The following is a 15,957-nucleotide window of genomic DNA, read 5'->3' on the forward strand; positions in this document are numbered from 1 at the left end:
CGGCGGCACGTCTCGATCGGCAAGGAAACAAAGACGTAATCTGCGCTGGCTACCGTCATCCGATGAGCATCAGGGTGAACGGGGCAGCTGTGGGTACGCAGGTCCGGGCCGGGGACGAGGACGACCTGGAAGAGTTGACCCGTATCTACAACCATTACGTCGTCGCGACCCCGATCACCTTCGACATCGAGCCGTTCACCGTCGAGCAGCGCCGCTCGTGGTTGGCGTCCCACCCGGACCACGGCCCGCACCGGCTTCTCGTGGCCGAGGAGGGTGGAACGGTCCTCGGGTACGCGACCAGCAGCGCGTTCCGCCCGAAGCGGGCGTACGAGACCTCCGTCGAGACCAGTGTGTACGTGGCGCCCGAGCAGGTGGGGCGCGGCGTCGGCGGTCTGCTGTACGCCTCGCTCTTCGAGGTGCTCAAGCATGAGGACGTACGCCAGGCCCTCGCCGGAATAGCCCTGCCCAACGAGGCGTCGGAGCGGCTCCATCTGCGCTTCGGTTTCCAGCCCGTCGGGGTGTACCGGGAAGTCGGGCGGAAGTTCGGGAAGTTCTGGGACGTCGCCTGGTTCCAGCGGCCGCTGACGCCGGGCCCTCTTCCCGCTCCCGGTCAGGGAGCGGGTTGAGGGCTGCGGCGCCGGTCCGCTGCTGCCGACGCGCCCCGGTCAGATGCTGTTCGAACTGGAGCGGCCGAAGAACTCGATCTCCGCGAGGGCCACCTGCTTGTCGCCGGAGACCGCGTAGGCCGACTCGATCGTGAGGCGGACCTTGACGGCGTCGCCGACGCGGAAGGGGCGGCGCTGGCCGCCCGCCCCCTGGTCGAGGGTGATGTCGCGGGTGGTGGTCTTTCCGTCCTTCAACGTCACCGTCGCCTTGATGCGGTGCGGCAGCGCCGATTCGCCCAGTTTCTCGGCGCGGGCGGAGACGCCGGGGGTGATGATCACGTCCAGGAGGCGGGTGGGCTCGGCGAAACTCGCCTCGATCCACTCGCCCTGGCCCGACTGCGAGACGCCCGGACCCCACCAGGTGTTGCTCCGCTTGTCGAAGGCGAGCAGCGGCTGGTGTCCGGGGTAGGAACGGGAGGCCCGGAAGCCGTCCGGGGCGACCGGGGCGCGCTTGGCGAAGTGGTCGCGCCCGGCCTGGACGCCGTCGGGGACGTAGATGACGGCGAGGACGACGAGGGTCAGGGCGACCGCCGCGGCCACCCAGGTGCCGATGCGGTCGAACACCCGGCGCAGCGGCGGCCGTTCACCGGCCCAGGGGGTATCCCGTCGCCGGTCGAAGAGCCGACGCCACCACGGGCGGCGGCCCGGGGGCTGTGCGGCGGTGCCGTCGTCGGCGAGGGGCATCGCGCAGCGGGCGCAGAAGTGGCGGTCGGCGCGGTTGGGGGTGGAGCACCAGGGGCACGGCGGACCGTTGCCGATGTCCTGACTGAAACCGGGGCCGCGGACCTGCGGACGGTCGGCGTCGGGGCGGCCGGGCAGGACGGGGGCGACGGCGGGGGGTGGGGCGGGGGTCGATGTGTCCGGGTCGGCGACGGGGACTAGCAGGGAGCGGGCGCGATCGCTCGCGCTGTCCGGCGAGTTGTCGGGCGCGCCGGCGTCGGCACCCGATGCCGGTACGGGCTCCACCGGGACGGTGGGTGCGGTGTCGCCCGCTTCGCGCGGAGCGGGGGCCCCGGCGGCGGGCGGTGTGCTCGCGCCGGTGGCGGGGCGGTCGCGTCCGTCCCTGGCCGCCTCGGCCGTCGTGTCGGGGTCGTTCCGGTCGTCGGCGGGTGCCGGGTCCGGCATGCCCCGTGGGGCGGGCACCGGGCCGCTGCCGCGCGGGCCTGGGTGGTCGGCGGCGTCCCGGGGGACGGCGGCCGCCGCGGGGCGGGGCGTCCGGGCGCCTGCCCGGTCCCAGCCGAGTACGGCGCCGCAGGAGTCGCAGAAGGACTGGCCCGGTTCCGCGCGGGTGCCGCATTCGGCGCAGTTTTGGGTGGTCATCGCTGCGGGGTCCTTTCAGCGGTGGTTACTTCGACGGTGTAGGGCATGTGGGCGGGGCGGGCCGCGGCGACGAGGGTGTCCAGGCGGTGGGTGTCGGCCGGGGCGGGGTCGGGCAGCCGGAGGGTGACGTGGAGGTGGGGACGCGGGGTGCCCGGGAACGGGCCGAGGGGGCGCGCGTTCCAGGCGGCGCCGCCGCTCTCGGTGATGTCGGGCGTGACGCCGAACACGAGTCGTATCGCCTCTTCGAGGCCCCGCCGGGTGCCGCGTACGCGGTGCAGCCGGGCGGCCGCTGCGACGGCGGCGCGCAGGCGGGGCTCGGGTTCGGTGCCGTCGGTCTCGGCGCCCACCCAGGTGCCGAGCCACCGGGCGAAGTCGGCGGGCGTCAGGGCGGGGTCGAAGTAGGTGTCGAGGCAGTCGAGGACGTTGAGGATGGGGGCGAGGACGTCGTCGAGCCCGGCGACGAAGCGCTGGGCGAGGTCGTCGTCGGCGAACACGGCCGGGAGCATGACGCCGATGGGCGCGGAGGAACCCAGGCCGTCGACGGAGCCCCTGCCGCCGCTCACGTTCCGTCCCCGATGACGCGGACGCGGTGGTCGTAGGAGAAGACGAGGGACGGGGCGTCGAGGTCGATGCGGTCGGTGGGGTCGCCGCGCTTGCCGGTGAGGGGGTCGGCGGGGTGCAGCACGACCTCGTCGACGAGTTCGACGCCGGGGACGCGTTGCAGGACGGCGAAGACCTCACCGGACTGGACCGGGCGGCCGAAGGGCCAGCCCCGGCCGTCCGCGCCCCCGGTGAGCGGGTCGAGGTGGCGGTAGAGGGCGTCGTGGGCCTGGCGGCGTACGCGATCGGTGTCGGTGCCGCGGAAGGCGTGGACGGTGGCGACGACGGTGACGCCTTGGTAGTACGGCGGGCCCACGGCGAGGCGGGTGCCGATGAGGCGGCGTTCGTCGAGGTGGCGGGTGATGCGGCCGAGCAGGTCGTCGCCGGGCACGAGTTGTTCGAAGCGGAGTCGGCCGCCGGGGTCGGGGACGGCCTGCGGGACGACCACGACACGTACCGCGTAGGCGCCGTGGTCGCCCTCCTCGCCCTCCAGGCAGGTGATGCGGGCGGTCTCGGGGGCGGCGCGGCGGGCGAGTTCCTCGTAGTCGCGCAGGGTGACGGCACGCTCCTGGGCGCGCAGGGTGATGGGGGCCCGGAGCTTGGCCTCCTCGACCGTCTCGCCGTCGACGCCGCCACGGGCGGCCTCGCGGTTGACGACTTCGGCGACGTACGGGATGGAGGTGCGCAGCACCTGGACCGCGCCGCGGGCCACGTTGCCGGACCGGCCGCCGCCTGTGCGGTAGCGGCGGGCGCGGACAACTGCGCCCTTGGGGGCGACGGCTCCGTACTGGCGCAGGGTGCCGTCGGGTTCGCGGACGGCGGGGCCGAAGGCGATCTCGCCGGTGGTGGCGTCGAGGGTCAGGTGCCGGTCGTCGGGACGGGAGGCGGCGAAGTGCGGGACGACCTGCCAGTCCTGCCATCCGTCGTGCGCGGCGGTCTGCAGCAGCAGGGGCGGGTCGTCGGCGACGACGGGGGTGCGGTCCAGTCGCAGGCGCTGGCCGGGCAGGCCGGTGGATTCGCCGAGGGCCTCGTCGTAGACCGTTTCGGCGTGGACGGCGCGGGTGGTGGCGCCGATGGTGTACGCCTCGGCGGAGCGGATGGTGGGCGTGGTGGTGTAGAAGGGCTGGCCGGGCCGGGGGTCGGTGACACGGCAGCGCACCCAGCCGGCCTCCTGGCCGCCGGTGCGGGACAGGACGTGGCCGCCCGGGACGTGGAGCACGATGTCGCCGGGGCGGTTGAGGCCGCCGGTGCCGTCCCGGTCGACCTCGCAGGGCCGCCAGCCGTCCTCGGTCCACGCCTCCCACACCAGCGGCGGCTGACGGGGGTCGACGCCGACGCCGTCCACGCGGCTGTCGAGTTCGAGCGCGAGGGCGCAGTGCGGAACGGCCGCGGTGAGACCGAGGAGCAGGCAGTCGCCGGGGCGGGGTGCCTCGGCGAAGCACGCCAGGTCCCTGCCCTCGATGAGGTCGGCGGTGCGGTCGGAGACGGGCTCCCCGTGGTGCTGCACCACGAGGTGGCCCAGCGAGCACGGGACGACCGTCAGGTCGCGCTCGGTGGCGAAGACGACGGCCTCGTCGCGTTCGGTGCGCGTGGTGGAGACCTCGGTGCCCATCGGCACGGAGATGGGCTCCTCCTGTGGTGCGGACAGCCAGAAGGTGACGTCGGTACGGGCCGCGCCCGGCGGGAACAGAGTGATGCCGACCAGGTCCAGGAAGGCCAGGTGGTTCTTCTCCGGGACCCGGTTGAGGCGGTAGACGATCTGGTCGGCCATGTGGGCGACCGTCTCGATGAGGGTGACGCCGGGGTCCGAGACGTTGTGGTCGGTCCACTCGGGGGCCCGTTGCTGGATGTAGCGCTTGGCGTCGTCGACGAACTGCTGGAAGCGGCGGTCGTCGAGGTTGGGCGAGGGCAGGGACATCAGTGTTCGCTTTCGGGGAGGGAGCCGGGGCCGGCCGGTCCGCCGGGACCGTCCGAGGGACCCGGCACTCCGGGCTCCTCATGGGAGGGGATGACGTAGAAGGGGAAGACGAGGCTGCGCGGGTTGTTGGTGCCGCGGATCGAGTAGCGGACGTCGATGTACAGCACGCTCTGGTCGGCTCCGGCGGTGACGTCCACGGCGTGGACCTCGATGCGCGGCTCCCAGCGGTCGAGGCTCATCAGGACCTCGTGCTGGATGCGGCCCGCGGTCTGCTCATTGACCGGGGCGAAGACCAGGTCGTGGATGGCGCAGCCGAACTCGGGGCGCATCGGCCGCTCCCCGGGCGAGGTGGCGAGCACGAGCCGGATGGCCTCCTCCACCTCGCGCTCGCCGCTGACCAGGGCGATGCCGCCGGTGGGCCCGATGCGCAGGGGGAACGCCCAACCGGAGCCGACGAACTGTTCGGCCATCAGAGCACCACCGGTCCCTTCCCGTAGATCACTTGAGTCCTCGTCATGAGGGGAGCGGGTACTTCTTGTTGTTGACCATGACCAAACCGTTGAGCAGGAGCGTGCCGGCCCGGATGCCCACATTGGCGGTGGAGTTGATCTGCACACCGGCTGGGGCGAACACCGTCGCGGCGGCACCCGCCTTGATGTCGAGGACACTCGCCGCGGACACGCCCACCACACCCCCGAGGGACCGGAGGCTGACCAGACCGCTGCCCTGGATGCTGATCGAACCACCGCCGCGGATGGACACGTTGCGCTTGGCCCGGAGGGTGAGATCGGTGCCCGCCTCGACCGACACCGAACGCCCGCCCTTGATACGGACGGCACCCGCGCTGTCGACGGTGATCTCGGTCTCGGTGCGGTCGAGGTTGATGGTCAGCTTGTCGTTGCCGGTGGCGATCCGCACGCCCTGCTTGCGCCTGCCGCTCTGCTGACTGAGCAGGTCGACACGGTTGCCCTTGCGGTCGGACAGGGTGTGCCGGCTGGCCTGCTTCTTCAGCCCGTGGTGCAGGGGCACGTCGTTCACCGTCGGTTTGTCGCGGCCGTTGTAGAGCCCGCCTATCACGAACGGGTGGTCCAGGGCGCCCCGGTCGAAGGCGACCAGCACCTCGTCGCCCACGTCCATGGGGAAGACCCCGCCGCCGCCCTTGCCGCCCAACTGCACACTGCGCGCCCAGTCGGTGACGTACGCGTCGTCGAGCCAGGGGAAGGTGAGCTTGACCCTGCCCTGTTCGAGCGGGTCCTGTACGTCGGTGACGACGGCGTTGACGACGCCGGGCAGCCGCGCCGCCCCGGCGTCCGCGCCCGTCCCGCCCGACGCCAGTCCGTACAGGGAGCGCCACTGGCGTCCACTGACGGTCACCCAGGACTCGTAGTGCTTGCCGTCGCCGAAGACGTGCCGGACCGAGGTGGCGGTGTACTTGCCCTCGAAGGGCCTGCCGACACGGGAGAGGGCCACCGGCACGCCGGGCCGCAGCTTGGGGTTGCCGCGGACGGCCACCTCCACTTCGGCGAACGACGAGGTGACGTCGGCGGCGAGTGCTTCGGCGGCGTGCCGGACCTCGGTCTGCTTGTCGTAGGGCACACCGGTCTCGACGAGCCTGGCGGCCTTGAACTTCTTCGCGATCCGGCTCGGGGTGGTGCCGATGCTGATGCCCGTGTCGGTGCTGACGTTCTGCGTCTCCTTGATCTTCTTCTTGGTGGTGACGTTCCAGCCGCGCGACTCGACCTTGCCCACCTGGTCGGCCGCGGTGACCGCGGCCCGCAGCCGCAGGATGTCGCGTTTCGCCCGCAGGACGAACGGGCTCGTGTCGCTGTCGGTCTGGGGCGAGGGCGCACCGGAGGACGCTTTCGGCTTGACGAACTGGAAGCGCCCTTCGGCATCCAGCGACATGACCATTTTGTTCTCGTCGGCGAGCCGGGCGAGGAAGTCCCAGTCGGTGACGTTGGCCTGGCTGATGAACTCGTACAGCGTGTCCGTCGGCTGGATCCGGCCGATACGGACGCCGTCCTGGACGGCGAGCGTGCGGGCGATGTCGGACGCCAGCTGATTGCGGTAGGCGACGACCCGGCGCTGGCGCATCAGGCGGTGACCGTAGTCGTAGCCACGGATGACCGTGAAGGTACCGGTGCCCTCGAAGTCGGCCTCCAGACCGGTCACTTCCCCGGTCAGCAGCGGGTCGCCCTTGCCCCGGCCGTCGGCGATCGGAGTCAGGACCACCTCGGTGCCGAACTGCACGTTCAGTTCTTCGAGGACCAGCCGACCGGGGTCGCGGAAGGTGAGCCGGAACGCGGCGGGCACGCCGGCTCCCTGGTCGACCCAGCCGTCGACGAGCAACGGGGCGATGTCCGGCGGCAGTTCCTTGCCACCGATGGTGACGTGTATGAGGGTGGAAAACGCGGCCTGCACCATCAGCTGCGCACCTCCTCGGCGGCCGGAAGGACGAGTTCGGTGCCGGACCCGATCCGGGACGGGTCGTCGATGCCGTTCGCCTCGGCGATCGCACGCCAGACGGTGGCGTCCCCGTATTCGCGCCAGGCCAGCGACGGCAGCGTGTCCCCGGCGACGACCCGGTGCACACGCCGCGCGGTGAGCGCGCCCGAGGTCGGGTTCTGCCGCTTCGTCTTGGAGGGGATCTCGTGCAGCCGCATCTGGCACGTGGCACGGATGGGCACACCGGTGGTGCCGAACAGCGTGTAGGAGGCCTCGACGGAGGAGACGTACGCGGTGAACCGGGCCGTGGAGAACGACCCCCACTCGAAGACCACCCAGGGCGGTGACGGCTGGTCGGCGAAAACGCTCTTGTCCGTGGTCTCGCAGCAGCTCAACAGCGTCTCCACCTTGTTCAGGACCGTGTCGCGGGTCGGCTCGGCGGAGGAGTCGAGGAAGATCTCAAGGCTCATCTCGCGGGCCTCCGGGCCCAAGAACTCCGGTTTGGAGCCGTCCCGTACGGCCGGGGCCACCGTCACGTGCCACTGGGCGCGGCGGCTGAGGGAGAGCTGCGCGGGGTTGAAGTCGAAGTCGAACGTCTCGATCAGCCCGCCGGGCGTGGTGCTGGTGCCGAGCGGGGGCTCGTGGATGGCGAGGGTGGCGCGTACGAGGCTCTTGCCCGCGCCCTTGCCGCCCGCGCCCCTGCCGCCCGCGCTCTTCCTGTTCTTGGCCATGCTCTCTTCCTCTGCGGTCCTTCGTCCTGTGGGCCCTCGGGCCGCCGTCAGTCGGTGAAGCCGTGGTGGGCGATCTCCAGCACCTCCGTGGCGACGGCGGGACTCGCCGGGTCGAGGGTCGGCCCCGTCCAGCTGACCGGCAGTACGTCGATCAGCCCCCAACGGGCGACCTGCGACCCGTCCGCCCGCAGCGCCGCGATCTGGGCGGTGGGCCGCTGGATCCCGGTCTGCACCGAGGAGATCCACTTGGCGACCTTCGTGGTGTCCGGGGTCAGGGGGCGGGTCAGCCGGATGGTGGAGAAGGTGACGCGGGTGGGCAGCGCCCAGACGAAACCGTTGTTGCCGCCCTCCTGCCGGTGCTCGATCTCCACCTGCGAGGAGAGGCCCTCACACCCGTTGAAGTAGCCGAGGCTCTCGCCGTCGATGGCGAGGGTGAACCAGATGGTGGAGCCCGGGTCCTGACGGGGCATCGGGGTGAGCCTTTCTGTTCTGTCGTGGCCGTGGCCGGTTCGCTGGTGGTGCCCGGTCAGGGGCGGGGGTCTCGGAGTCGGCCGATCCGCTCCCGGTCCAGGCGCAGTTCGGTACGGATGAGGCGGGTGATCCGCCCGATGATCCGGTGCACCAGCTCGTCGAGCTGGAAGTCAGTGAGCTCGCGCGGGTCGAACCCGCCGGCGGGCACCGCCGTGTACGCGGGCGGCGGGTCCGCCGCCGACGACGTCACGGAGTTGCCGGGCGTGTACGGGGGCGGGCTGTCATCCGGGGCCGGGCTGTAGGGCGGCGGAGGGTCGGCCGGTGGGGCGTGGCCGGTCGAGGAACTTCCCAGGTGGCTCAGATTGGATGCCACGGAGGACGCCACGGAGGCGGCGAGCGCGCCGATGCTCCGGCCGGTACGCCGACCGGGCAGACGCTGGACCGTCGGCATCGAGGTGGTACGCACGGGCGCCTGGGCACCCGCTGCCGGTACGGGGGCGGAATGGAGCGGGTGAGGCGGTGACTGCGGGGGCGGAGTGAGGCGGGTGACGGGCAACGGGGTCCTGGTGCCGACGGCGCCGGGCGCGGACGGGCGGAGCAGGGGCACGGCCTTGGGGAGCGCGGGACGGGAACCGCGTGCGCGCTGGACCGGGGGGAGAGGCCCGCTGGAGGAGAGCGCGGCTGCCGGGGTCGCGGCAGGGACATGGTGGACAGGCGGCGGGGGCGACATGGGAAGGGAAGGGGCGACGCCCGGCGAAGGGGGCGTGGGTGAGAGGGGCGGGGGCGGCACCGCACCGCTGCTGGTCGGTGCGGCGGCTCGCTGGACCGGCGCGGGTGTACCGCCGTTGGTGCCGCGGGTCCCGGGGCCCGGTGCCGTACGCCGCCCGGCGAGCGGCACGGAGTCGGCGGGCGGGGCGCTGAGCGGGGCACCGAGCGGGGAGCGCCGGGCCGGGGTGGAGCTGAGCGGAGCCGGAGTGGTGGCGGCCGGTCCCGGAACCGGCGCCGGGCTCACGGGCGAGGCGGCTTGACGGGACGGGCTCGGGCCGAGGGTGGCCGACCTCGACAGGACGGGCGCGCCGAGGCCCGCACGGGCTGCCGAAGTGCTGCGCTGGACCGGGTGTACGGAGGTGGAGTCGGCGGAGCGCCGGGAGGCGGCGCTCGTGGTCGTCGGTCCCGGCAGGGAGCTGGAGGTGGCCGGGGCGGCGCCCGGGAGCGACGGCGGACCCGAAGGTGCCGGGGAGACGGCCGGGCCTGCGGGTCCGGCAGCAGGGCGCGCGGTGGAGCGCTGCACCGGTGTTGCCGCGTGGCCCGGGGGGACGGCGGGAATGCCCGAATACGGCGCCGTACCGGACGTCGACGGACCCGGCGCGGTCGGCGCGCGGCGTGCCGGTGCCGGAGTCGGGGCCGAAGTCGGGGTCGGTGCCGGAGTCGGAGTCGGTGAAGGCTGCGTCGTCTCCGGTCGGCGACCGCCGGCTGTTGCCTGTCGCTGCACGGTGTCCTTCGCGCCGGTTACGTGGGGCGAACGATCGCCGTTGGACGGTGTGTTCACCGAAGGCAGCTGCGCCGAAGGCGCGTCGGCGGCGCTGCGCGTCGACGCGGGGTCGGGAGCGGGCCGCCTCCGGGCGCCGGCAGAGCCGGGCGACGAAGGCCCGGCGCCGGACGGTCGGTTGGCGCCGGGCACCCCTCCCCCGCCGGAACTCGGTGCGGACGTCTGCGGAGACACGGCCCGCTGGACCGACGTGGGCGGCAGCGGCGCGCGCGACGTGCCAGGACCTCCACCGGCCGGGACTCCTGGCCGCGGCGTGCTGGTCGTCCGGTCGGCGCCGGGCGCGTGTGCCGTTCGGTCAGCGGCCCCGGTGGGGCGGTCGTTGTTCGGCAGCGCGCCGTCAAAGTCAGCTGTGGGACCGCTTGTCGGCACAGTACGGGGCGCCGGGGAGGGGCGGGAGCCTGACGTGTCGGCGGGTGCGGTCCGGGCGGTTGATGCGGGGCTCCGCGTCGAGGACGCCCGCTGCACGACCGGGTTGCCGCTCGTCGTACGGGTGCTGGGGGCAGGCGCCGCAGTGCCGCCGGGCGGGGTCGCCGGGCGTATCGGGGTGGGACGAACGGCGGGCTCGGTCGGCGCGGGCCCGCTCACGGGCACCGCACGCTGCACCGGGGCGCCCGGCGAAGGAGCCGTCCCGGGGCCGGGTGTGGTCGGGCCGCCGGGCGCAGTCGCGCGGGATCCTGCATCAGGACCCGGGCCGGGCACGGTCGGTGCGGGGCCACGCGGGGGCGCCCCGCCCTCGACCGGGGCGCCCGGAGAGGTACGCGCCCCGGCGTCAGGCGCGGCCCGATCGCCGGACCGCTTCGCGGTACGTACCGGATCAGGAGCAGCGGCATCAGAACCACGGACCGTCGCGGCGGGCCTGGACCCCTGCGCGGACACCGCCCGCTGCACCGGCCGGACGGCCGCCGCCGGGGCACCGGTGGGCGCGGATCCACGGGTCGCGGACGGGCCCGTCGCCGGCTCGGCCGGAACGGGCCGCGGCGAGGCCGGGCCCGTTCGGTCGTCGTCGTTGGACGGCTGCGCCGCTGCGGAGGACCCCGGCTCGGCACCCGTGGTCCGGCGGGTGGCGGGCAGAGTACGGCGCTGTACGGCCGCCGCCTCGGTCGGAGCCTTGGTCAGGGAGGGCCGGGGCACGGGCCGGGCGGAGGGCACGGGTGTCGCGCGCATGCCTCGGGGGGCCCGGGGCTGCGTGTTCACCGGTGCTGTGGCCCCACCTGCCCGCGCGGAGTGCGCCGCCCGCTGGATCGGCCGGGCGGGTGCTGTGGAGCGCTGCACCGGTGCGACGCTCGCGCCCGGCCCCAACGCCGTGGGTGCGGCCGAGGCCGTGGGTACGGACGGCGTGCTCGTCGCCGGTACCGACCGCAGCGGCGCGACCGGCATCCGCTGCGCCACCGGACCACCGGCGGGCGCGCCCAACAGACCTGCTCGCGCAGGCCGTTCGGACTCCGCCGGGGACAGCGTCGCGCCGGTGAACGCGCGCGAGAGCAGGCTGCTGCCCGCCGCCGGGTCCAGGACGACCGGGGACGGCGCCGCCGTGAACGACGGGTTCTGCCACGTCGGCAGCCGCCCACCGAAACCGGCGTCCACGACCCCCGCACGCGTATCGCCCACCGCCCGCTGGATCTGCGGCATGTGAGGCCAGGCCGCGACGGCCGTGGACGCGTCCGGGCGTGCCGGGCCGCTGACCGGGTCCGGGCCAGAGCCCGTCGCCACGCCCACGCCCGCACTCACAGCGGCACCGGGACCGCCTTCGTCCCCGCCGACACCCTCCCCGCGCTCGTCCCGACGCGCCCGCAGCCGGTCCAGGAATCCCACCGCTCAGCCCTCCGCCGCGCCGCGCGTCACCAAGGACGCGATCTGGTCCGTGTACCGGCGGCGGTCGTGGTGTTCCAGGTCCAGGATCGCCTCCAGGCTCCAGTGGAAGTGGTAGGCGACGTACGCGACCTCCTCGTGCAGCCGGTCGGTCGCGTACGTCACGATTCCCCCAGGCGGCTCCCGCCGAGTTCCACTTCGAAGGGCTCCGAGCAGTGCGGGCACCGGACGGCCGCCCGGGTGTGGCCCTCCGCGTTGATCTGGCGGTAGAAGTCCTGCAGGAACGCCAGGTCGGAGGCGAACATGTTCTCCACGATCCCGTCGTGCACCATCGTCAGCGTGCCGAGGCGGGTGATGACCCGGCCGAGCAGCACGACCGAGAGGTACGCCGGGTTCTCCTGGACGCGCACGTCACGCAGCGGGACGAGTTCGTCCCGTGCCGTGGACAGGCGCATCACCCCGTCCCGGTGCACCGTGCCCGAGTCGTCCACGTATCCGCGCGGCAACTCGAAAGGGAACTCGGTGCGCAACTGGTCCCGTTGAACCGTCTCGGCAGGTTGCTGCTCGGGGGATGCGACGGCGGGAGCCGACTGGGGGTAGCCCTCTCCCGCCGCCGCGCTCATGGGGGCGGCGCCCGGCGCTGAGGCCGTCGTACGCCGCATTACTCGATGACCAGTTCTTCGAACACGATGGTGACGGTCTCGGTCAGCGCGGCGGCCTCGCCCGCCTTCACCGAACTGGCGTCGATCTTGCTGCACCAGGCGTTGCGCAGGTTGTACCGCTTCACCGGGTTGTCCTCGAAGTCCATCAGGATGATGGAGGCGTTCTTGCGGGCCGTGGACATCCGGCCGTTGATGGAGTCGTTGATCCACTGGGTGAACGAGGACGACTGCGTCATACCGCGCACGACGGTGCACTGGCCGTCCTTCTGCGTGCCCGGCAGCAGGGCGATCTCGCTCTTGCCTGTCGCGCCGTTGTTCTGCGGGTACTTGATGACGTCCTGTTCGAGGCTGAGGCCGCTGACCTCGGCAAGGTACTCGACCATCACCCCGTCGATCTGGAGCCCGAAATTGTGTGAGGTAAGGGAGTCACCCGGCTGGAGAGACATCTGTTCGCTGTCCTTCTAAAGGAAAAGGGAAGGGAAAGGGCTGACGGCGGGCAGGGGCACCGAGATCAGGTGCCGAGAGGCCCGGCCTACTCCTCCAGCTCCCCGCTGCCGCTGGAGAACTGGGCCAGCCGGAAGATCACGAACTCGGCGGGCTTGACCGGCGCGATGCCGATCTCGCACACCACCCGGCCGAGGTCGACCGACTCCGGCGGGTTCGTCTCCTCGTCGCACTTGACGTAGTACGCCTCCGCCGGGCTCTGGCCGAAGAGCGCTCCGCTGCGCCACTCGTTGACCAGGAACGCCGAGATGTTGCGGCGGATGCGGGCCCAGAGGTTGTGGTCGTTCGGCTCGAACACCACCCACTGGGTGCCGATCAGGATCGACTCCTCCAGGTAGTTGAAGTACCGGCGGATGTTCAGGTAGCGCCAGGCCGGGTCGGAGGAGAGGGTGCGGGCGCCCCACACGCGGATGCCGCGGCCGGGGAAGGACCGGATGCAGTTGACGCCGATGGGGTTGAGCAGGTCCTGCTCGCCCCGGGTGATCTGGAGTTCGAGGTCGACGGCGCCGCGCACGACCTCGTTGGCGGGGGCCTTGTGCACACCGCGCTCGGAGTCGTTGCGGGCCCAGATGCCGGCGATGTGGCCGCTCGGCGGGATGAGGCGCGACTGCCCGGAGGTCGGGTCGAAGGACTTGATCCAGGGGTAGTACAGGGCCGCGTACTTGGAGTCGTAACCGGCCGTCTCCTGGCGCCATACGCGGATCTGACGGGCATTCAGCCCGGGCGGCGGGTCGATGATGGCGACCCGGTCCCCCATCAGCTCGCAGTGGGCGATGAGGCCGAGCTGGACGGCCTTGACGGCCTCCAGGTCGATCGCGCCGCGCTGGTAGGCCGCCATCAGGTCGGGCACGGCGACCATGGAGATCTCGTCGATGGCCTCCAGGCCGCCGAAGCCCGTGCGGTCGGCGGAGTCACCGAGGTAGTGGGCCGGGCCGGGGTGTGCGGCCTCGCCCGGGGCGGCGTCCGGGGACACGGCGGCAGCGGGAGCGGGCGGCGCGGGCAGCGTCACCGTCTGGTTCTCCGGCCGGGCCAGCTGCGCGGAGGGCGCCGTCTCCGTCACGGTGATGAGCCTGGACTGCTCCTTGACCTGCGTCACGACGTAGGAGCGGTTGCCCTTCTTCGCGCTCACGTCGAAGGTCTCGACCGGCTTGCCGCCGTCCTTGACGATCAGCCGGAACCGCTCGGCGGGGCCCTCGCCCTCGGGGTCGGCGACCTCGACGGTCAGCGGACCGTTCGTACCGGCGGCGGTGGCCGTCACGGCGAACGTGCCGAGCTGCGCGGGCTCGGCGGCGGGCAGGGCGGCCGGGGCGGAAGCGCCCGCCACCGCGGCCGGATTCGAGGCTGCTCCCCCGCCGTCCCCGGCGGCGCCATCGGCCGAGCCGCCGACCCGGACGACGTACGCGGCGGAACCGCCGTTGTTGAAGAACCCGTAGACGGAGTGCGCGAGGTAGTAGCCGTCGGAGAAGACACCGAAGGCCGCGACGTACTGCGTCCAGTTGGTCACCAGGGTCGGTTCGTTCAGCGGTCCGGTCGGGGCGAGGCCGACGAAGGCCGCGACCGAGGTGCCCACACCCTCGATCGGGCGCGAACCACTGGCCACCTCCTCGACGTAGACGCCGGGCGACAGATAGGACGGCATGCTCTGCTCTCCTCGGGGTACGCGACAGGACTTCTCTCACTCTCACTCGCGCGCCACCCCCACCGAAACGGCCTCAGGGGCCGGTGCGGGGGCAGTGAGGCTGCCCCTGGCGATGCCCGTAAGGACCGACTCCCGGTCCGCGTGGACCGCAAGGGCAGGCAGACAGGTAATGCCGGGCAACCCACCGTGTCCCAAGGGCTCCTGACACCACGGAAGGTGCCCCCTAGCGTCGTGATGTGAGCCTATGGACTTCCCTGGAACCCGCGTCCGCGACCGTCGACCCCGGCAGCACCACCCAGGTGCGCCTACGGGTGCGCAACACCGGTGACGTGGTGGACGAATACCGCTTCGAGCCCGTGGGCGGGCCCGCGCCCTGGACCAGGGTGGAGCCGCAGACGCTGCGGCTGTACCCGGGAACGACGGGGACGGTGGAGCTGACCTTCACGCCACCCCGCACCCCGGACGCGACGGCCGGGCCGAACCCGTACGCGGTGCGGATCACCCCGACCGAGCACCCACAGGCGGTGACCGTCCCGGAGGGAAACCTCACCATCACGCCGTTCAGCGAAGTGCGGGCGGAACTCGTGCCGGTGACGGTCAAGGGGCGGTTCCGGGGACGACCACGGCTGGCGGTCGACAATCTCGGCAACACCAAGGTGACCGCGTCGGTCAGTGGCAGCGACTCCGGGGAGCACCTCTCGTACGAGATCCGCCCCGCCGCCCTGCAGATCGAGCCGGGCCGTGCGGCGTTCGTGGACGCGGCGCTCAGGCCCCGGCGGATCATCTGGTTCGGCTCCAGGGAGGAACGGCCGTTCACCCTGGCCGTACGACGCTCCGGAGCCGAACCCACCCAGGTGCAGGGCACATATGTGCAGCGAGGCTTCCTGCCCCGCTGGCTGGCGACCTCCCTCGGCCTCGTCACCGCCCTCGCGATCACCTTCGTCATGCTGTGGATCGCCTACAAGCCCCAGGTGCGCAGCAGCGCCACGGAACAGACCCAGCAGGCGGGCAACACCCTTCCGCCCAGCGCCGCCCCCAAGCCGCTGGCCTCTCCCAGTGCCGCCGAGCCGCCCGCGAAGGAGCAGCCGCCCGCCGGGGGGGATTCCAAGGGCGGCGGCGGTGACCCGGAATCGTCCAAGAAGCCGGCCGGCCCACCCCCCGTGGTGCCTGCCGAGAACATCCTGCTGCGCAACACCACCACCAAGATGTGCGCCGAACTCCCCGGGCGCGACAAGGGGCAGCTCAACGGCCCTGTCCAGCAGGCGACCTGCCACGAGACGGGCGACAACCAGAACTGGAACCTGGAAGTGACGGAGCCCAAGGGGGGCCCGGGCGGAGCCCCGCTGTTCCTGATCCGGAACGTCAAGGACCAGCTGTGCATGGACCTGCCCTACAACGGGGCCCAGCCCATCCGTACCGGCATCACCGAGTTCACCTGCGACGGCACGACCGGCGACAACCAGCTGTGGTGGATCCAGAAGCAGGACAGCGGCGCCTACTGGATCCGTAACTTCGCCAGCAACAACAAGTGCCTGGACGTCGGGGGCTACAGCGACGGCGGTGTCGGCACCAGGCTGACGCTCTTCGACTGCAGCAACACCGACGACCAGGAGTGGCAGATCATCCACCCCGCGAAGGACTGAG

The 15,957-nt window shown here is 72.6% G+C and carries 16 protein-coding genes; 4 read left to right on the forward strand and 12 right to left on the reverse strand.

The annotated features are described in order from the left end of the window. The first annotated feature begins 62 nt into the window (after positions 1 to 62). A complete protein-coding gene (locus tag OG965_RS04430; RefSeq protein WP_371649306.1) occupies positions 63 to 626 on the forward strand; it encodes an N-acetyltransferase family protein in 564 nt (187 codons plus the stop codon). Positions 627 to 665: 39 nt separating this feature from the next. On the opposite strand, the gene OG965_RS04435 is transcribed toward OG965_RS04430, so the two are convergent. Genes OG965_RS04435 through OG965_RS04470 form a run of 8 tightly spaced genes read right to left on the reverse strand, consistent with a single transcriptional unit; the run spans position 666 to position 8,616 of the window. Continuing rightward, positions 666 to 1,985 carry a zinc ribbon domain-containing protein gene (locus tag OG965_RS04435; protein ID WP_371649308.1) on the reverse strand — a complete coding sequence of 440 codons (1,320 nt, stop codon included), beginning with the start codon at positions 1,983 to 1,985 and terminating at the stop codon, positions 666 to 668. Further along, entirely contained in the window at positions 1,982 to 2,491 is a 510-nt protein-coding gene (locus OG965_RS04440; RefSeq protein ID WP_371656841.1) for a phage tail protein, read from the reverse strand. The genes OG965_RS04435 and OG965_RS04440 overlap by 4 nt, the downstream gene beginning before the upstream one ends. Before the next feature lie 53 nt (positions 2,492 to 2,544). After that, the gene (locus OG965_RS04445; RefSeq protein ID WP_371649310.1) at positions 2,545 to 4,503 is read right to left on the reverse strand and encodes a putative baseplate assembly protein; all 1,959 of its coding nucleotides are present in this window, start codon (positions 4,501 to 4,503) and stop codon (positions 2,545 to 2,547) included. Next, complete coding sequence (locus tag OG965_RS04450) at positions 4,503 to 4,973, reverse strand: GPW/gp25 family protein (RefSeq protein WP_371649312.1); 471 nt, start codon at positions 4,971 to 4,973, stop codon at positions 4,503 to 4,505. Before OG965_RS04450 ends, OG965_RS04445 begins: the two co-directional genes overlap by 1 nt. A gap of 43 nt (positions 4,974 to 5,016) precedes the next feature. Continuing rightward, positions 5,017 to 6,927 (reverse strand): VgrG-related protein, encoded by a 1,911-nt coding sequence (locus tag OG965_RS04455; RefSeq protein ID WP_371649314.1) that lies wholly within the window; start codon positions 6,925 to 6,927, stop codon positions 5,017 to 5,019. Beyond that, positions 6,927 to 7,679: a LysM peptidoglycan-binding domain-containing protein gene (locus OG965_RS04460; protein ID WP_371649316.1), complete on the reverse strand. Its 753-nt coding sequence runs from the start codon at positions 7,677 to 7,679 to the stop codon at positions 6,927 to 6,929. The genes OG965_RS04455 and OG965_RS04460 overlap by 1 nt, the downstream gene beginning before the upstream one ends. Positions 7,680 to 7,726: 47 nt before the next feature. Beyond that, a complete protein-coding gene (locus tag OG965_RS04465; RefSeq protein WP_371649318.1) occupies positions 7,727 to 8,149 on the reverse strand; it encodes a phage tail protein in 423 nt (140 codons plus the stop codon). A 56-nt stretch (positions 8,150 to 8,205) separates the two neighbouring features. Next, entirely contained in the window at positions 8,206 to 8,616 is a 411-nt protein-coding gene (locus OG965_RS04470) for an extensin (protein WP_371649320.1), read from the reverse strand. A 298-nt stretch (positions 8,617 to 8,914) separates the two neighbouring features. Here OG965_RS04470 and OG965_RS04475 point away from each other — a divergent pair, with 298 nt between their 5' ends. Both OG965_RS04475 and OG965_RS04480 read left to right on the forward strand, forming a co-directional pair. Continuing rightward, entirely contained in the window at positions 8,915 to 9,178 is a 264-nt protein-coding gene (locus OG965_RS04475) for a hypothetical protein (protein ID WP_371649322.1), read from the forward strand. Positions 9,179 to 10,885: 1,707 nt separating this feature from the next. Continuing rightward, positions 10,886 to 11,332, forward strand: coding sequence for a hypothetical protein (locus tag OG965_RS04480; protein WP_371649324.1), 447 nt, complete (start codon positions 10,886 to 10,888; stop codon positions 11,330 to 11,332). Between the two features lie 182 nt (positions 11,333 to 11,514). Here the strand turns inward: OG965_RS04480 and OG965_RS04485 are convergent, their stop codons facing one another. The 4 genes from OG965_RS04485 to OG965_RS04500 all read right to left on the reverse strand — a co-directional run bounded on the left by OG965_RS04485 (position 11,515) and on the right by OG965_RS04500 (position 14,313). Continuing rightward, the gene (locus tag OG965_RS04485) at positions 11,515 to 11,673 is read right to left on the reverse strand and encodes a DUF6760 family protein (RefSeq protein ID WP_283145314.1); all 159 of its coding nucleotides are present in this window, start codon (positions 11,671 to 11,673) and stop codon (positions 11,515 to 11,517) included. Continuing rightward, positions 11,670 to 12,170 (reverse strand): hypothetical protein, encoded by a 501-nt coding sequence (locus OG965_RS04490; protein WP_371649326.1) that lies wholly within the window; start codon positions 12,168 to 12,170, stop codon positions 11,670 to 11,672. The genes OG965_RS04485 and OG965_RS04490 overlap by 4 nt, the downstream gene beginning before the upstream one ends. Further along, positions 12,170 to 12,616 carry a phage tail protein gene (locus OG965_RS04495; RefSeq protein WP_101386354.1) on the reverse strand — a complete coding sequence of 149 codons (447 nt, stop codon included), beginning with the start codon at positions 12,614 to 12,616 and terminating at the stop codon, positions 12,170 to 12,172. The genes OG965_RS04490 and OG965_RS04495 overlap by 1 nt, the downstream gene beginning before the upstream one ends. Positions 12,617 to 12,702: 86 nt before the next feature. Continuing rightward, positions 12,703 to 14,313 carry a phage tail sheath family protein gene (locus OG965_RS04500; RefSeq protein ID WP_371649328.1) on the reverse strand — a complete coding sequence of 537 codons (1,611 nt, stop codon included), beginning with the start codon at positions 14,311 to 14,313 and terminating at the stop codon, positions 12,703 to 12,705. Positions 14,314 to 14,549: 236 nt separating this feature from the next. Between OG965_RS04500 and OG965_RS04505 the strand changes: the two genes are divergently transcribed. After that, positions 14,550 to 15,956, forward strand: coding sequence for an RICIN domain-containing protein (locus tag OG965_RS04505; RefSeq protein ID WP_371649330.1), 1,407 nt, complete (start codon positions 14,550 to 14,552; stop codon positions 15,954 to 15,956). The last annotated feature ends 1 nt before the right edge of the window (position 15,957 follow it).

The sequence above is a fragment of the Streptomyces sp. NBC_00224 genome (assembly GCF_041435195.1).
Taxonomy (GTDB): Bacteria; Actinomycetota; Actinomycetes; order Streptomycetales; family Streptomycetaceae; genus Streptomyces.

Coding starts and splice junctions, on each gene's coding strand:
- OG965_RS04430 (WP_371649306.1), top strand. CDS start 63: ATGAGCATCAGGGTGAACGGGGCAGCTGTGGGTACGCAGGTCCGGGCC.
- OG965_RS04435 (WP_371649308.1), bottom strand. CDS start 1,985: ATGACCACCCAAAACTGCGCCGAATGCGGCACCCGCGCGGAACCGGGC.
- OG965_RS04440 (WP_371656841.1), bottom strand. CDS start 2,491: ATGCTCCCGGCCGTGTTCGCCGACGACGACCTCGCCCAGCGCTTCGTC.
- OG965_RS04445 (WP_371649310.1), bottom strand. CDS start 4,503: ATGTCCCTGCCCTCGCCCAACCTCGACGACCGCCGCTTCCAGCAGTTC.
- OG965_RS04450 (WP_371649312.1), bottom strand. CDS start 4,973: ATGGCCGAACAGTTCGTCGGCTCCGGTTGGGCGTTCCCCCTGCGCATC.
- OG965_RS04455 (WP_371649314.1), bottom strand. CDS start 6,927: ATGGTGCAGGCCGCGTTTTCCACCCTCATACACGTCACCATCGGTGGC.
- OG965_RS04460 (WP_371649316.1), bottom strand. CDS start 7,679: ATGGCCAAGAACAGGAAGAGCGCGGGCGGCAGGGGCGCGGGCGGCAAG.
- OG965_RS04465 (WP_371649318.1), bottom strand. CDS start 8,149: ATGCCCCGTCAGGACCCGGGCTCCACCATCTGGTTCACCCTCGCCATC.
- OG965_RS04490 (WP_371649326.1), bottom strand. CDS start 12,170: ATGCGGCGTACGACGGCCTCAGCGCCGGGCGCCGCCCCCATGAGCGCG.
- OG965_RS04495 (WP_101386354.1), bottom strand. CDS start 12,616: ATGTCTCTCCAGCCGGGTGACTCCCTTACCTCACACAATTTCGGGCTC.
- OG965_RS04500 (WP_371649328.1), bottom strand. CDS start 14,313: ATGCCGTCCTATCTGTCGCCCGGCGTCTACGTCGAGGAGGTGGCCAGT.